The following is a 15926-nucleotide window of genomic DNA, read 5'->3' on the forward strand; positions in this document are numbered from 1 at the left end:
CATTGTTTATCTTTATAACGAACTTGCTGCATCCAATTCGAGTTCCAAGTTATCGCCAGATAACGCCCTCTCAATCGTACCGAGATTAATTAAGCTCAGGTGCTCCTTGCTAGTTCCTGTCGCATAAGATTCAATGGCCGAACTCAGGCACTGATCACTCATGTCACTAAACTGAGGACGTGCTCTTAAGTAATACAAAGCCTCTGCTGCGGTAAAACGAGTACGAATACTCCGCGTCATAAGATCCTCTCCTTTCATCCATCCCACTAAACATTGAGTTTAGTTGACTCACCAGCAGTTGTTGGTCGGTAATCAGCAGATAATTGGTAATTGCCTGATATCCGATACGATCTTTTTTTACTAACAATGGGCAATCAAATGCGGGTTGTCGCTAAGCTATTGATTTGCGGTTTCAGCCAATTGCAGTTTCTAGTAGGACCGTTTCAATCGACAAATAATTGCTCTAATCGACAGTTAAACAGGCCCTAGCAGTTGGTTAATAGTTGATCCCAACTTTCGTGTGGTTAATACTGTGCGCCCTATTCAACACTGAGATTTAAGTCACATGGCAGTACAAGGAGAAGCGCCGGTATCAGCAATACTGCTGATTTCTTGCCCCGATCAGAAAGGATTGGTTAACACAGTCACTCAGTTTATCTACACCAATGGTGGCAATGTTGTTGACTTGGAACAGCACGTTGATCGAGCTGAAGGGCGCTTTTTCATGCGAGTGGCATGGGATCTCACTGATTTTGTCATTCCCCGGGAGTCATTAGCTGATGCGTTTAACAAAGCGCTAGCAATACCACATCAGATGGATTGGCAGCTTTACTTCTCCGATTGTAAGCCGCGCATGGCAGTATTCGTGTCTAAGCACGAACATTGCCTGTTCGATATTCTTGCGCGCTACCAATCTCATGAATGGGACATCGAGATACCATTGGTGATCAGTAATCACCCCGACTTGGAACAAGCGGTGACCAGCCTAGGTATTGATTACGTCCATATTCCGGTTAATAAAGACAACAAAGCAGACGCAGAGCAACAACAACAACAATTGCTCGAACAATATCAAATAGATTTTGTTGTGCTTGCTCGCTACATGCAGATCCTGTCGGATGACTTCATCAAGTCATACCCGAATCGAATTATTAATATTCACCACAGCTTCCTACCTGCATTTCCTGGTGCTCGCCCATATCACTCAGCCTATGAGCGCGGCGTTAAGATCATTGGCGCGACCAGTCACTATGTCACCGCCGAACTCGATGCAGGTCCAATCATTGAACAAGATGTCGAGCATGTTCGCCATACTGATGAAGTCGAAGATCTGGTGCGAAAAGGTCGCGATGTAGAAAAAGTAGTGTTGTCTCGAGCGATTTGGCGTCACTTTAATCATCAAGTGTTAGTTTACGGTAATCGTACTGTCGTATTCGGCAGCTAGACTGCCAACTGGCGACAACTTAGCTGAGATAAAAAGGGCACAAAATCCGTGCCCAACTTTTAAGCAAAGTGGACATTTGTTAGCCAATTTGGAGCGAGCGCACGTTTTTGATCTTCCCTTGAAATAGCCCATGTAAAATATTTGTTGCTCTGTTATATTTCCCAACCAGCATTTTGAGACTAAGCAAGAGCAGCACGGAAGCAGTCGTTCGTTCCCCGCATCTCTCTACAAAGTTGTACACAGCCTCGTCGCTTATTTGAGTATCATTTTCAACACTCATATAGGCCATAAAAATGCAATTATTCAAACACTTAAAATCTCTTCGGTTTATTGCCTTGGGGTTCTAAAGGCATGTCTAAAATTTCTCAACAGAGTTATCCACAGTCGACCCCAGATACCCACAAGCAAAAAAGCATCGTTTTGCAAGTCTTTTTTGCGTTTAAAATAATTACTCTAATCAAACCAAAACCCTAGTGAAATAGCGGCCAATTATTGCTCTCAGCACAGTGATGCTGATTGAATATTATTGCACCAAGGACGAGCGTTACTAACGACTTGCCCATACCTGCTCAAATCTCGATTGAGCAGTTGCAATGTTGGCGTTCGTAAATCAATTTGTGGCATCCTTAGGCCCCCTATTCTGACGAACAAAAAGACTATGACTAATGTCCCGCAGCAACCGCTGATCTTGGTTGATGGTTCCTCATACCTTTATCGCGCCTATCATGCGCCACCACACCTCACTAATTCCAAGGGCGAGGCGACCGGGGCGGTCTATGGAGTCGTCAATATGCTGCGCAGCCTGATCAATCAGTATCAGCCATCGCACATGGCAGTGATATTTGATGCCAAGGGGCCAACCTTCCGCGATGAAATGTACTCCGAGTACAAAGCTCAGCGACCACCGATGCCAGATGATTTAAGAAGCCAAGTTGAGCCCTTATACGAGGTCATCCGAGCCATGGGATTGCCACTCATAGCGATACCTGGAGTTGAGGCTGACGATGTTATTGGCACACTGGCGGTTCAGGCCAAAGCAGCAGGCTTACATACCCTGATCAGTACCGGCGATAAGGATTTAGCGCAATTAGTCAACGACGACGTCACACTGATTAACACCATGAACAACGCCATCACAGGGCCTGACGAAGTAGTCGAAAAATTTGGTGTTGGCGCTGAACTGATCATTGACTATCTGGCCTTAATGGGCGACCAAGTTGACAACATTCCTGGCGTTCCCGGCTGTGGACCGAAGACGGCGGTCAAATGGCTTAATCTCTACGGCTCGATGCAAGGTGTCATCGATAATGCTGATGCAGTGAAAGGAAAAATCGGCGAGAAGTTGCGAGCGGCAATTGAACACTTACCACTGTCCTATCAGCTCGCCACTATCAAATTAGACGTTGAGTTAGAGCCACAGCATGCTCCGGCAAAGCTGCAAGTGCAAACTGCTGATAAGGACAAGCTGGCTGATTTGTATGGTCAACTAGAATTTCGTCGTTGGCTAAAAGAAGTATTATCAGGCGCAGACTCCACTCAATCGAAGTCCAACGCCAGCACAGAGCAACCCGAAGATGCCCCGAAAGGCATTGATACCAGCCAGTATCAAACGATTCTGACCGATGCAGATTGGCAACAATACCGAGCTAAATTGCATGCGTCATCGGGCTTTGCCATTGATACCGAAACAACCTCTGTTGACTACATGGACGCCGAGTTAGTTGGTATTTCGTTGGCTATCGAGCCCGGGCAAGCGGTTTATGTCCCCCTCGCCCATGACTACATGGATGCACCAGAGCAACTCAATCGTGATCAGGTTCTTGCTGATTTGCAGCCACTTTTGGTGAGTGAACAACATCGTAAAATAGGGCAAAACCTAAAGTATGACATGAGTGTGTTGGCCAAGTATGGCATCGCCTTTGCTGGTCCTTTGCACGACACCATGTTGCAATCTTACGCCTATAGTTCGGTCGGCTCACGCCACGATATGGATAGCCTGGCGTTAAAGTATCTAGGTCACAATGCCATTAGCTTTGAAGACGTTGCCGGTAAAGGTGCCAAACAACTGACCTTCAACCAGATCCATCTCGATCAGGCAAGCCCTTATGCCGCCGAAGACGCCGATATTACCTTGCAACTCAATCAGGTACTGGGTGACAAATTAGATGCAGAACAATCCTTGCAGTCGGTTTACCAGGACATCGAGTTGCCATTGGTGCCGGTGCTGTCGGCAATAGAGCGCCACGGCGTGCTAATCGATGACATGTTGCTGAGCCAGCAAAGCACCGAGTTGGCCATGCGCCTTGAGCAACTGCAAACCGAAGCCTATGAGTTAGCCGGAACAGAATTCAACTTATCATCACCCAAGCAGCTGCAAGCCATTCTGTTTGAGCAGATGAAGTTGCCGATCCTGAAGAAAACGCCCAAAGGAGCACCATCGACCGCCGAGGAGGTGCTGCAAGAATTAGCCTTGGATTATCCATTGCCTAAGCTGATCTTAGAGCATCGGGGGCTGAGCAAACTCAAGAGCACTTACACCGATAAGCTGCCACGCATGATTAACCCGACGACAGGCAGGGTGCATACCTCTTATCATCAGGCTGTGACGGCTACTGGTCGTTTGTCATCGTCAGATCCAAATCTTCAGAACATTCCCATTCGAACCGCCGAGGGGCAGCGGGTGCGGCAAGCTTTTATTGCACCGCAAGGTACCAAGATGGTGGCTGCTGACTATTCGCAGATTGAATTGCGAATCATGGCTCACTTATCTGGTGATAAAGGCTTACTTAATGCCTTTGCCAATGGCCAAGATGTTCACCGAGCAACAGCAGCCGAAGTTTTCGGCGTCGATGTCGATGCTGTCAGCGCGGATCAGCGGCGCAGCGCCAAAGCCATTAATTTCGGTTTGATTTATGGTATGTCAGCGTTTGGTTTGTCCCGCCAACTAAACATTGGTCGCCAACAAGCGCAGCAATACATGGATACCTACTTCGAGCGTTATCCCGGCGTACTTGACTACATGGAGCGCACCCGCGCACAAGCCACCGAAGATGGCTATGTTGAGACCTTGTTTGGCCGTCGCTTGCATCTCCCAGACATCAAAGCCCGCAATGCAGCTCGTAAAAAAGCGGCCGAGCGCGCTGCAATCAACGCACCGATGCAAGGCACAGCGGCAGATATCATCAAACTGGCCATGCTCAAAGTTTACCAATGGTTGCAACAGCCAGAGAATAGCGACATCAAAATGATTATGCAGGTTCACGATGAATTGGTGTTTGAGGTACCTGAGAGCAAATTGGAGGCAACCAAAACTCAATTGTGCCAACTGATGGAGTCTGCTGCGTCCCTAGATGTGCCGTTGTTGGTTGAGGCTGGCTCCGGGGACAACTGGCAGCAAGCTCATTAAAACCAATAAAAACAATCGATTAAAAATTTTATTTAGGGAAATGAATTTTTCTCGGAACTTTTGCTGAAACACCTGTCTAAGCTTGTGTGAACGCTGCATACAACAGTTAGTGGTTGTGTTTCGCAAAGTGTGTTTTTCTAGCCGATCATGAAGATCGGCTTTTTTTTGTCCGACATTCTTGTTCAAGGTCAAATCAAATTCAGTTTTGGTAACTTTATTACGAAACCTGCTTTCACTGGCCAGAGTGAGTCTGTATAGTCAATCGCGTAGGGTACAGAGGTAAGATGTTCTATCTTTCAGACCTTTTAGTTCACGTAATTGAATAGGCTTATATATGCCGCCTCAGCTGTTCGCAGCTGAGGCGTTTTTTTTTGCGCGTCCCTTAGTAAATATCAACGTCAGCTTTGATCTCCCAACTCCTTTCAAGAAAACGGTTACTTTTCGACGTTACCGTAACTTTACTACGCAGAATCGGTAAGTTAGCGCAAGCTGGCATACGGCCGAAACGATCAACAAAAAATATTTCTGAACTTTATTTGAACTTTTTATTGGCAGGTGGGTCTGAACCTATGCAAGCAAAAAGTGCTTTGTCCAATCCCCCCTTATTGGAGCCCTGCGTCTAGCCAACGCGGGGTTTTTTTATGGCTGAATTTCATAGAGTTCTAGCGGCAAGCCGTCTGGGTCGGCAAAAAACGTGAATCGTTTGTCGGTAAAGGGATCAACTCGGACCGGCTCGACAGCAATATCAGCTTGCTGCAAATGAGCGATGACAGCGTCTAGATCATCCACCCTAAATGCCAAATGCCGCAGACCTTGAGCCTCCGGCTGGCTTGGCCTCGGCGGAGGCTGGGGAAACGAAAACAACTCGATTTGGCAATCATTATTGAGTGCTAAATCGAGTTTCCAACTATCACGCTCAGCACGATAATTTTCCGCCACTACCTTGAGCCCTAGCAACTCAACATAAAATGCTCGGGATCGTTGATAATCACTACATATGATGGCGACGTGATGGATGCCCTGTAGCAAAGCTACTCTCCCAACTCGGCATCAGCAGACTCATCGGCCTGTTCTACGCACCAACGATTTACCGTTGACTCAAGTTGCTCGAGACCGAATTTGCGCAATGCAGAAAAAGCAATGACTTCAACTTGATCGCCATAGAACAAACAAGCTTCTCGCACTTTTTTAAGCATTTTACTGCGCTCTGATTGGCTCAGCTTATCGGCCTTCGTCAAGGTCACTAGCACTTGCAAGCCACTATCGACCGCCCACCCGACCATTTGCTGGTCAAGGTCTTTGAGTGGATGACGAATATCCATCAACACCACGAGCCCCTTAAGACACTGTCGTTTTTGCAGATATTCACCCAACGCACGCTGCCATTTGTTACGAACGGCAATCGGGACTTTGGCAAAGCCGTAACCGGGCAAATCAATTAATCGCACTTCATCAGTCACATTAAAGACATTGATCAATTGCGTTCTGCCGGGCGTTGAACTTGTTTTCGCCAATCGCTTTTGTCGGGTCAACGCATTCAAGGCGCTGGATTTGCCCGCATTGGAACGACCAGCAAAGGCAATTTCAATTCCTTCATCGGCTGGCATGTGGCGAATATCGGGCGCACTGGTCGTAAAGCGAGTATTTTGGAACAAAAGCTGTTGATCTGACACGATCATCCTCCGGCCATTGGGTTACTTTTTGATAATTTGGTGTACAATATCGCGCGAGTCAGCGCTGTGTGGTAGCAATTGTATCACGTCCCTTTAACGGGCGGCGTTTGCGTCAGACGAAACAAACTATAACAACAGGTAATAAATGAAAAATGTCATCTTAGCTTGCGTTATGGGTTTACTGGCCTCAACCTCTGTACAGGCAGTAGATCAAGCAGCGCTGGAGCAAACAGCCCTCACATGTAGCGCCTGCCATGGCCAAAATGGCCATGCCATCATGGATATTTATCCCAATATTGCGGGACAGAACAGCAAGTATCTTGCTAAACAGTTGCGTGAATTTAAAGCGGCCATGACTGGCGGTACAGGCCGTGTCGACCCAGTCATGGGTGGTATGGCGATGGGCCTCAGTGAAGAAATGATTGTCGCCCTTTCTGACTATTATGAAGCGATGCCAGCGAAAACCGGCACCACGCCAGAAAATGTCATCGAAATCGCCAAACCGCTGTACATTGGTGGCGACATTGAGCGCAAAATTGCCGCTTGTGTTGCGTGCCACGGCCCACGCGGTAATGGTCAAGAGCTTTCAGGCTTTCCAAAAATTTCCGGTCAGAATGCCGATTACTTGAAGAAGCAATTGGAAATGTTCCGTGATGGTTCTCGCGATAATGATTTGAACGGCATGATGCGTGATGTAGCCGCTAAATTGACGGACGCTGAAATCGATGCGCTGTCAAAATACCTCGGTGGCTTGCATTAATCGCTCAGTCCCAAAAGGCGGCCTCTGGTCGCCTTTAGTCCTCCTGCTGGTTTCGCTGTTTACCGCGTCAACATCGGCGATCGAACCCTACCAAGCAGGTACTCACTATCGCCAGATCGGTGACGGTCAGGTCAGTACCGAGCAAGCCATTGCAGTTGATTACTGGTTTTGGCTTGGCTGCGCCAGTTGCCAAGTTTTCGAACAACGATTGGCAGAACTCGAAGCTGCCGATCTTCAATGGCGCCAAATACCAGCACAGTTACGGCCCCACTGGTATTTCCACGCCAAAGCATTTTTGGTCGCCCAGCAACAACCGCAAGCAGAACGATTGTTAGCTGGATTAAGCCAACAACTGGTTAACGAGCCAGAAAGCTTAACCGATATCGACAGTGTCGTGACATGGTTTGTTGAGCAAGGCGTCGATGTGACTAGCGCGGAGCAACAGCTATTGTCGCCGTTGCTGAACGAACAAATCGATAGCAATTTATTATTGCAACAACAGCTAGCCATCCGCGGTGTGCCAACCTTAGTGATTGGCAATCAGTATTTAGTTGATGCCGGTATGGTGCAATCGGTAGAAGAGTTTATCGGTGTCGCCAAGTACCTGTTAGATGTACTGCGCCAACATCGCGAAGAAGCAGGCTTCGAATGGAGCGATGACGAGTTACTGGAACAACCTTTACCTGTGACGGTCCAATAGTCGCCCTCCCTGCAGCCACTTACGCCACTATAGTAATCGCATCATTCTATGACGTCCGCAGAAAACAGCACGTGTCCATTGTGCCTTGAGCAACGCATTGAGCACTATCATCGCGACAAAACACGCGACTATTACCAATGCCAACACTGCCAATTAGTGTTCGTTGCCAGAGCAAGCTTGCCTGCTTTGAGCAAAGAACGAGCCGTCTATGATTGCCATCAAAATGACGTCCATGACAGTGGTTATCGGCGTTTTTTGGGCCGCACTGCGGACCCTATATTGGCGCGCATCGCCAACAAAGCCGAAGGGTTAGATTTTGGCTGTGGGCCAGGACCAGCATTGGCGGCGATGTTCACCGAGCAAGGTCACCCCATGGCGGTGTACGATCCGATTTTTGCAGCTGATCGCACGCCACTTGCCAAGCAGTATGACTTTGTCACTTGCACCGAGGCCATTGAGCACTTCCATTACCCGCATAAAGAATGGCAAACACTGCTGCAACTCGTGCGACCGGGCGGCTGGTTGGCGATCATGACCAAACTCGTTGCCAACAAAGAGCGATTTAGTACTTGGCACTACAAGCTAGATCCGACTCATGTCAGCTTTTTTAGCCGGTCAACATTTGAGTACCTTGCTCAACGCGATCAATTGACACTGGAATTTATTGATTCAGATGTCATGCTTTTTCAAACACCAAACGACTAATTATCGAACGATTACCAGAATCGTCAGGATTTGTAATGACCCGTAAAAAGAAAACCCGTACCGGAGGCCCACTGGCCGCGGCGAAAAAACAGCGCCAAGGCGAGTCGGTCAACCCAAGTGCCAGTAAGAAGGTTGGTAAAGGCAAAGCCTCTGGCTCGCGCCACTCTGGTCCAGCGCAACAAAGTGCTGCATCACCAACAGCAGCACGAGACAAACGAACCGGCAGTAAAAAGCCGATTTCTTTAACGCCTGCTGCCAAGCCTGCTGCGCCGGTGAAAAAATCATCAGCGGCGACTGAGTGGCCGCCACAATCGGAAAAGGCCATGCTGGCGGCGTTGCAAACCTTCGAGCAGGATGCGCAGTTCATGGCTCAACTCGACACCTTAGAGCAAGGTGGCGTGCTCGCCCAAGACCAACAGCAAGCATTTAGCCAAAAACTCGAACGCTATGACTGGCTGTTAGAGCAACTCGATCCAAGCGACGATGACGAAGATTGGGATGATCTGTCCGAGCAAGGCAAGTCGTTAAAAGACGAGTGGTTGTAAGGTAAAGGAAAGTAGTAAATGTCGTTGAATATGTTCTTGCTAATGGGCGCAGCGTTAATTATCGCTGGCCTGGCATTCTACGCTGGTCGTCTGCTTTGGATGTTGAAGGCCCAAGGAGAGGCCCAGCAACGCATCAAAGAACAAAAACATCAGCGAGCCATCGAAAAGAACGAAAAAATTTGGCTTAGCATCGATACCATATGCCGCGCGACTCAGCAGGGCCAATGTTGCAGCTCTGAAGCAGCTATCCGTTTGTGTGTGCTACTTGATCATTTAGACTTCAGCGAGCGTCCAGACTTGGCCAGCCAGTTTCCTGGCATCCACGGTCTTTATCAAGCGATCAAGCACCATCCAACCCATAGCGCTCGCAAGAGTTATTCGAAAAAAGAGATTCGTCAGCTCGATCAGGAGCGAGAACAATTCGAGCAACAGTTCGAATCACAGATACAACTAGATCTGAGTCAACTCCTTAAGAAACAATTACCCTTGATCGCTTGATTCAACACGGCAGGGCTAGGATCATAACGCCTTTGACTTAGTCAGCCAGCAGTGGAGCTCTCATGCAAACAGGCCAACAGCAGCAATCGGAAACCGATGTAATTTGGGATTCGGCATTGCTCGAAAAGTACAATACCAGTGGCCCGCGTTACACGTCCTACCCCACTGCGCTGTCGTTTCATGAACAGGTCAGTCGTAACGATATCATTAGCGCCTGGCAACAGAGCGACCGCAATGAGCTGTCCTTGTATGTGCACTTACCGTTTTGCCACACGCTTTGCTATTACTGTGGCTGTAACAAAGTCATCACTCGCCACCCGGAAAAGGTAGACCGTTATCTTGATGCTCTGGCGGCAGAGATTGCTGGTTTGCCAGCAGCATTTAAAGCCAAGCCTGTGAGTCAAATTCATTGGGGCGGTGGCACTCCGACATTCCTGGATTGTCGTCAGAGTGAGCGCTTGATGGCGATGCTGAGCGCGGCATTTGCAATACAACCAACGGCCCAAATTAGTATTGAAGTCGATCCCAGAGAGTTGCCACTTGAACGACTCGATACCCTCAAACGCATCGGCTTTAATCGTTTAAGCATTGGCGTACAAGATTTTTCCGAAACAGTTCAATTGGCCGTCAATCGAATCCAATCAGAGCAGTTAGTCGCCAATTTGATGAAACATGCGCGCGATTTGGGCTTTGACTCGATCAATTTAGATTTGATTTATGGCTTGCCCCATCAAACCGTCAAGAGTTTTGCCGCCACCTTAGAGCAAGTATTAGCTCTCGATCCTGAGCGCCTCTCTGTGTTCAACTACGCACACTTGCCTGATCGGTTTGCCGCACAACGCAAAATCAAAGATGAGCATCTACCAGCGGCCGATCAAAAGCTAGCGGTTCTGCGTCACACCATCGATACCTTGACCGCTGCGGGCTATCAGTTTATTGGTATGGACCATTTTGCCAAGCCAGATGATGAGCTGGCAGTGGCTCAGCGCCAAGGTGTGCTGCATCGCAACTTCCAAGGCTACACCACGCACCCAAACTGCGATCTGCTCGGGCTTGGTGTGTCATCGATTAGTCAAATAGGACGCTCATTTAGTCAAAACCATCGCGAGCTCAAAAGTTATTATCAGGCCGTCGAGCAGCATCAACACGCTCACACCAAAGGCTATGTACTCAGTGACGATGATGTAATTCGCCAGCGTGTCATCCGCGACTTGATATGCAATATGCAGCTCTCCATCGCCGATATTGAACAACAATTTGATATCGACTTCTGCGACTATTTTAGCGATGCCATTGCTCGCTTACCTGAGTTGGCAGAGGATGGTTTGATTACTTGGGACGGCGCGGTCATTACGGTGCAGCCAGCAGGTAAGTTGTTAATCCGCAATATTTGCATGCTATTTGACGCCTACCTCAAGCAAACTCAGCAACGTTTTTCAAAAGTCATTTGAGAATTATTCTCAATTAAATCCTTGCTCGTGACAGTCGCCCTCGCTATAGTGCGGCTGTCATCCAAATCACCAACTTAAGTGCTCATCTGACGACTCATGATGCATCTAACTATTTCTATTGCTGCTCTTTTTATCGGTCCGCTTCTGTATCGATGGATTGCTCGCAAACCCACTTTGATGGGGGCATTAGATGCATTTATTTTCGTTGTCATCGGCGGCGTCGTGTTGTTTCATATGCTGCCAGACATCTTTCAGGTGGGCGGTATTTGGTCACTCGCATTTCTAGCGTTTGGACTGGCGGTCCCGACCCTGCTTGAACACACATTCCATGCCATTGCTCGCCACGCCCATGCCGGGGCTCTGCTATTTGCCGCACTGGGGCTTGGCTTTCATGGTATGACCGATGGTGCTGCGTTAGCTGAAGCGAGCTCTAGTGAACACCAGTCATTGCTCGCCGCTGGGGTTATTCTCCACCGACTGCCTGTCGGCTTGACGATTTGGTGGCTGTTACGCCCCCACTTTGGCGCAACATTAGCGCTGATTGTATTGGCGGGTATATCAATAGCTACCGTCGCAGGCCATCAACTCGCAGAGCCGTTACTTCACGACCTCCATGGACCGGGCCTAGCCTGGTTTGAAGCGCTAGTCGTCGGCACTATTTTGCACGTGGTTTTTCATCGCCCTTACCATGAAGATCACAACCACGACGCCCACGACCATCACAATCATAGCAACAGTCCAACCAACGAGCCGTCGACCGACTGGCTTCAGGGAGTTGGCAGTTTGGTTGGCGTAGTGACCTTGCTGGCGATCATGATGCCTTACTGGCTTGGTACCATCGAGCATCAGCACGGCCACCATAATGAACATGAGCATCACCACGTCGAAACCGTGATTCAGCCGTTGGCCGAACACTCCAACACCGAAGTACTGCATCGCTTGCTCGACTTAAGCTTGGCGGTTGCGCCTTGGTTGCTGTTGGCCTATTTGCTCGCCGCTGCCATCAACTTCGTATTGCCGCGACCGTTTGCCGTGCCACATAAGCAAGAAGCAAACGAACACCCAATCAAGCAATCGATTCAAGGAGCGATCGCAGGTTTGCCGTTGCCCATCTGCGTCCCCAATGCCAGTCGTCTTTACAATTTACTGTTGCAAAGCGGTGCCGGACAAACCTATGCGCTGGCATTCCTGATCGCTTCACCACTGATGGGCATCGATGCCTTGTTGCTAACATGGGGACTGTTAGGCTCAGAATGGGCATTATGGCGCCTTGCGGTCACTTTTGTATTCAGCATTATGATGGCGTTGGCGATTGGTTACTGGCTCCGCCAGCCGCAGCATTCAGCAACTAGCGGCCATAATCATCAACAGTCACAGACCGATAGCGAACAACCATCTGGTCACTGGCGTTCTCGGTTACAGCAGGCCGTGCGTCACGGCTACGCTCACTTGATTGATCACACCGCGCCATGGGTTATCACCGGATTGATTGTTGCCGCGCTGCTGCCGTCAGTCACCGGTCTCAATGAGTTACCTGTGCTGATGACATTATTGGTACTGGCGCTGCTGTCGTTACCGTTGCACATTTGTGCCACCGGCATGACGCCCCTGCTGGCAGTACTATTAATGGCTGGATTAGCTCCTGAAGTTGCCCTGATTATATTGTTGCTAGGGCCGGTCACCAACCTCACCCAAATGAAGCTACTATCAAGGCTTCACGGCAAAAACCGAGCACGAGTAGTCACCTTAGGCATGGCCGTATTTGCGCTAGCCATGACGCTGTTGATGCCATATTGGCCAAGTAGCACATTACCCTTTGACAGCAACCCCCATGCCGATCATTGGTGGCAGTACGCATCTTTAGCCGCCATCATTGTGCTTTATACCTTGTCGCTGCTGCGCCGCGGGGCTCGCGCATTTGTTGCTGAGTTGCTCCCAACCAATGGTGTTCAGCCCCACAAACATCACTAAATTATCAGGCCATCATTGGCCGGTTGAGCCCTCCGCTCTATAGTGACGTAAACACTCTAGAAGCAACTATCGCGAGTTAGTCAACATGCAGCCAGCCGAACTCAATTTGCATCTCAGCGAACTGCAGCAGCAGTATCGCCAGCAACCGTACCCATCACTGAAGGAACGCCAGCAATGGCTGCAACGGTTGCAGCAAAAGCTGCAAGCTGACTACAGTACACTCGCCGAAGCACTTAGTGATGACTATGGGCAGCGCCCAATACAAGAGACCCAGTTAGCTGATGTGGTGCCCGTGTTGCAACAGTTGCGATACACTCGCCGCCGCCTCAAGCGTTGGATGAAAGCAAGTAAGCGCCATCTCGACATGGCGTTATGGCCAGCCAAAGCCGAAGTGCAATATCAACCCAAAGGTGTGGTCGGCATTATAGTGCCGTGGAACTTTCCACTGATGTTATCTGTTGGACCACTGATCAACGCGCTGGCAGCTGGCAATCGGGTCATGTTGAAACTATCCGAGTACACACCAGCATTCAATCAGCAACTAGCTCAGTTGTTACAGCGCACCTTGGGTGATGATGTAATTCGCATCATTCAGGGGGATGCCCCGGTTGCACAAGCCTTCTCTCGGCTGCCATTCGATCATTTACTGTTTACCGGCTCCACCGCAATTGGCCGTCATGTTATGGCCGCAGCTGCTGACAACTTAACACCTGTCACCCTAGAGTTAGGAGGAAAGTCGCCGGTGTTGATCGCCGATGACTGCCCGGTTGAACTCGCCGTCGCTCGCATTGCGGCCGGTAAATGCCTTAACAGTGGTCAAATCTGTGTCGCTCCGGATTACGTCCTTTGTCCGGAGGGAAAGATTGCAGAATTCGTCAGCGCTTTTCAGCAACATTACGCCAAGCAGTATCCACTGGGCATCAATAGCCCAGATGTTGCTAGTGTCATTAATGAAGGGCAGTTTCAACGGCTACAACAGTTACTAGCTGATGCAGAGCAGCAAGGAGCCCGTGTTGTGCCTGTCGCTGAACCGGCATCAGACCCTGTTCAAAGACTGCTAGTACCGCATCTGGTGACGGGTGTGAACGACAATATGCGGCTGATGGCAGAAGAGATTTTTGGCCCGATATTACCCATTGTCGGCTATCAAAAGGTTGAACAAGCCATTGACTTCATCAACGCTGGAGCTCGGCCATTGGCACTGTATGTAATGAGTTTTGATCGGCAACTGCAGCAACAAATCAGTCAAAAAACCATATCAGGCGGCATGGCAATCAATGATACCTTGTATCAGGTTGCCATTGACGATGCGCCTTTTGGTGGTGTTGGCCCGTCCGGCATGGGTCACTACCATGGTCACGAAGGATTTTTAACCTTTAGTCACGCCAGAACAGTCTTTCGTCGCGGCAAAGTAAGCCCTGGCGCGCTATTGCAGGCGCCCTATGGACGATGGTGGCAACGCCTGATTTTACGCTTTTTGCTGCGTTAAACGACCGACATCAGCGCCACTCGGGGCTTGAAATGCGCGCAAGTCAAAGTTGCTCAAAATAGCGAATACGTGATCAAAGATATCCGCTTGAATGGCTTCGTAATCGGCCCATTGCAGCTCGGCGCTGAAACAATAGATCTCAATCGGTAAGCCCTTATCGGTTGGTGCTAGCTGGCGTACCAACAAGGTCATGCCTTCATGAACATTATGATTGGCTCTCAAATAAGCCTGTAAATAAGTCCGAAAGACGCCGATATTGGTCAACCTGCGGCCATTGACCGGGCTGGAACTTAACGAAGATTCTGATTGTTGCGCCAATTCAGTCGACATGCTCTCTAAGTAGCTCTGTAGCAATTCGACGCTACGTAGTTGCGCCATCAAGGCATCATCAATGAATCGAATGCTACTGACATCAATGTGCAATGAGCGCTTGATCCGGCGACCGCCCGACTCTTGCATACCACGCCAGTTCTTGAACGAATCGGTAATCAAAGCATAAGTTGGAATGGTGGTGATAGTCTTGTCCCAGTTACGGACTTTTACCGTGGTTAGCCCGACATCGGTAACATCACCATCGGCACCATATTTCGACATTTCTATCCAGTCGCCCCGCCGCACCATGTCGTTAACCGACAATTGCACGCCTGCCACCAGCCCCAACAAGGTATCGCGAAACACCAACAACAAGATAGCGGTGAACGCACCTAAACCACTGAGCAAATACGCTGGGTTTTGATCAATCACAACACTGAGAATGGTGACAGCGACGGCAATAACAATCAGCAACTTAAGCAGCTGCTGTAAACTCCGCAGTGGTAACTTGTTGGCACTGTCGCGCAAATCAGCCAGTGCAGTCGCAGCATTGATCAGCGACATGACACTGAGCGAACCCATGATCACCAAATACAAGATTGCTGCTTTCGCAAGGATTGCCTGCAGGTTGGGAAAATCCGCAAAAATGACTTCCGCGCCCCAGTAAAACACCACGCCGGGCAACAGGTGAGCCGCGCGCTGAAACACCTTGTGGCGCCACAACACATCATCCCACTGCATGCGACTATCAATCACTTTTTGCTGCACCCACAACAACACCACACGTCGTGTCAGCCAATCGACTACGATACCAAAGACAATGACCAATCCTAACAACACGAACATGGCAAGAACTGATGGCACACCTTGGTTGATAAGAGCGGCCTGCAAATCGCGAAATAACTGTTCAATCATAAGGATAGAGAAAAGACATAGTTGGCTATGAGGTCAGTGTGACTGCCAAGGCTGTTG

14 protein-coding genes are annotated in these 15926 nt (G+C 49.2%); 10 read left to right on the top strand and 4 right to left on the bottom strand.

Features of this window, described 5'->3' with window-relative positions:
- Positions 1-12 precede the first annotated feature (12 nt).
- Complete coding sequence (locus tag CBE68_RS00405; protein WP_143824443.1) at positions 13-240, bottom strand: hypothetical protein; 228 nt, start codon at positions 238-240, stop codon at positions 13-15.
- A 325-nt stretch (positions 241-565) separates the two neighbouring features.
- Here CBE68_RS00405 and purU point away from each other — a divergent pair, with 325 nt between their 5' ends.
- Positions 566-1444, top strand: coding sequence for a formyltetrahydrofolate deformylase (gene purU / locus CBE68_RS00410; RefSeq protein WP_087504090.1), 879 nt, complete (start codon positions 566-568; stop codon positions 1442-1444).
- Between the two features lie 658 nt (positions 1445-2102).
- Positions 2103-4850 carry a DNA polymerase I gene (gene polA / locus CBE68_RS00420; protein WP_087504092.1) on the top strand — a complete coding sequence of 916 codons (2748 nt, stop codon included), beginning with the start codon at positions 2103-2105 and terminating at the stop codon, positions 4848-4850.
- Positions 4851-5489: 639 nt separating this feature from the next.
- Here the strand turns inward: polA and gloA2 are convergent.
- On the bottom strand, positions 5490-5879 hold the full coding sequence (gene gloA2 / locus CBE68_RS00425; RefSeq protein WP_087504093.1) for an SMU1112c/YaeR family gloxylase I-like metalloprotein: 390 nt from the start codon (positions 5877-5879) through the stop codon (positions 5490-5492).
- 2 nt (positions 5880-5881) lie between these two features.
- Positions 5882-6523, bottom strand: coding sequence for a ribosome biogenesis GTP-binding protein YihA/YsxC (gene yihA / locus CBE68_RS00430; RefSeq protein ID WP_371870463.1), 642 nt, complete (start codon positions 6521-6523; stop codon positions 5882-5884).
- Positions 6524-6668: 145 nt separating this feature from the next.
- On the opposite strand from yihA, the gene CBE68_RS00435 reads away from it, so the two are divergent.
- The 8 genes from CBE68_RS00435 to CBE68_RS00470 all read left to right on the top strand — a co-directional run bounded on the left by CBE68_RS00435 (position 6669) and on the right by CBE68_RS00470 (position 14642).
- A complete protein-coding gene (locus CBE68_RS00435; protein ID WP_087504095.1) occupies positions 6669-7283 on the top strand; it encodes a c-type cytochrome in 615 nt (204 codons plus the stop codon).
- Positions 7249-7983, top strand: a complete 735-nt coding sequence (locus CBE68_RS00440) for a DsbA family protein (protein WP_087504096.1) — start codon at positions 7249-7251, stop codon at positions 7981-7983. Before CBE68_RS00435 ends, CBE68_RS00440 begins: the two co-directional genes overlap by 35 nt.
- Before the next feature lie 48 nt (positions 7984-8031).
- Positions 8032-8688: a class I SAM-dependent methyltransferase gene (locus CBE68_RS00445; RefSeq protein WP_087504097.1), complete on the top strand. Its 657-nt coding sequence runs from the start codon at positions 8032-8034 to the stop codon at positions 8686-8688.
- A gap of 35 nt (positions 8689-8723) precedes the next feature.
- A complete protein-coding gene (locus CBE68_RS00450; protein WP_087504098.1) occupies positions 8724-9233 on the top strand; it encodes a GTPase-activating protein in 510 nt (169 codons plus the stop codon).
- 18 nt (positions 9234-9251) lie between these two features.
- Positions 9252-9731: a DUF2489 domain-containing protein gene (locus CBE68_RS00455; RefSeq protein ID WP_087504099.1), complete on the top strand. Its 480-nt coding sequence runs from the start codon at positions 9252-9254 to the stop codon at positions 9729-9731.
- Positions 9732-9793: 62 nt separating this feature from the next.
- On the top strand, positions 9794-11182 hold the full coding sequence (gene hemN / locus CBE68_RS00460) for an oxygen-independent coproporphyrinogen III oxidase (protein ID WP_087504100.1): 1389 nt from the start codon (positions 9794-9796) through the stop codon (positions 11180-11182).
- A gap of 96 nt (positions 11183-11278) precedes the next feature.
- Positions 11279-13153: a permease gene (locus tag CBE68_RS00465; protein ID WP_087504101.1), complete on the top strand. Its 1875-nt coding sequence runs from the start codon at positions 11279-11281 to the stop codon at positions 13151-13153.
- A gap of 85 nt (positions 13154-13238) precedes the next feature.
- On the top strand, positions 13239-14642 hold the full coding sequence (locus CBE68_RS00470; protein ID WP_087504102.1) for a coniferyl aldehyde dehydrogenase: 1404 nt from the start codon (positions 13239-13241) through the stop codon (positions 14640-14642).
- On the opposite strand, the gene CBE68_RS00475 is transcribed toward CBE68_RS00470, so the two are convergent.
- Positions 14622-15869 (bottom strand): mechanosensitive ion channel family protein, encoded by a 1248-nt coding sequence (locus CBE68_RS00475; protein WP_087504103.1) that lies wholly within the window; start codon positions 15867-15869, stop codon positions 14622-14624. The two genes, CBE68_RS00470 and CBE68_RS00475, sit on opposite strands and share 21 nt — an antisense overlap.
- Between the last annotated feature and the right edge of the window lie 57 nt (positions 15870-15926).

This window comes from Neiella marina, assembly GCF_002165625.1.
GTDB classification, from domain to species: domain Bacteria; phylum Pseudomonadota; class Gammaproteobacteria; order Enterobacterales; family Neiellaceae; genus Neiella; species Neiella marina.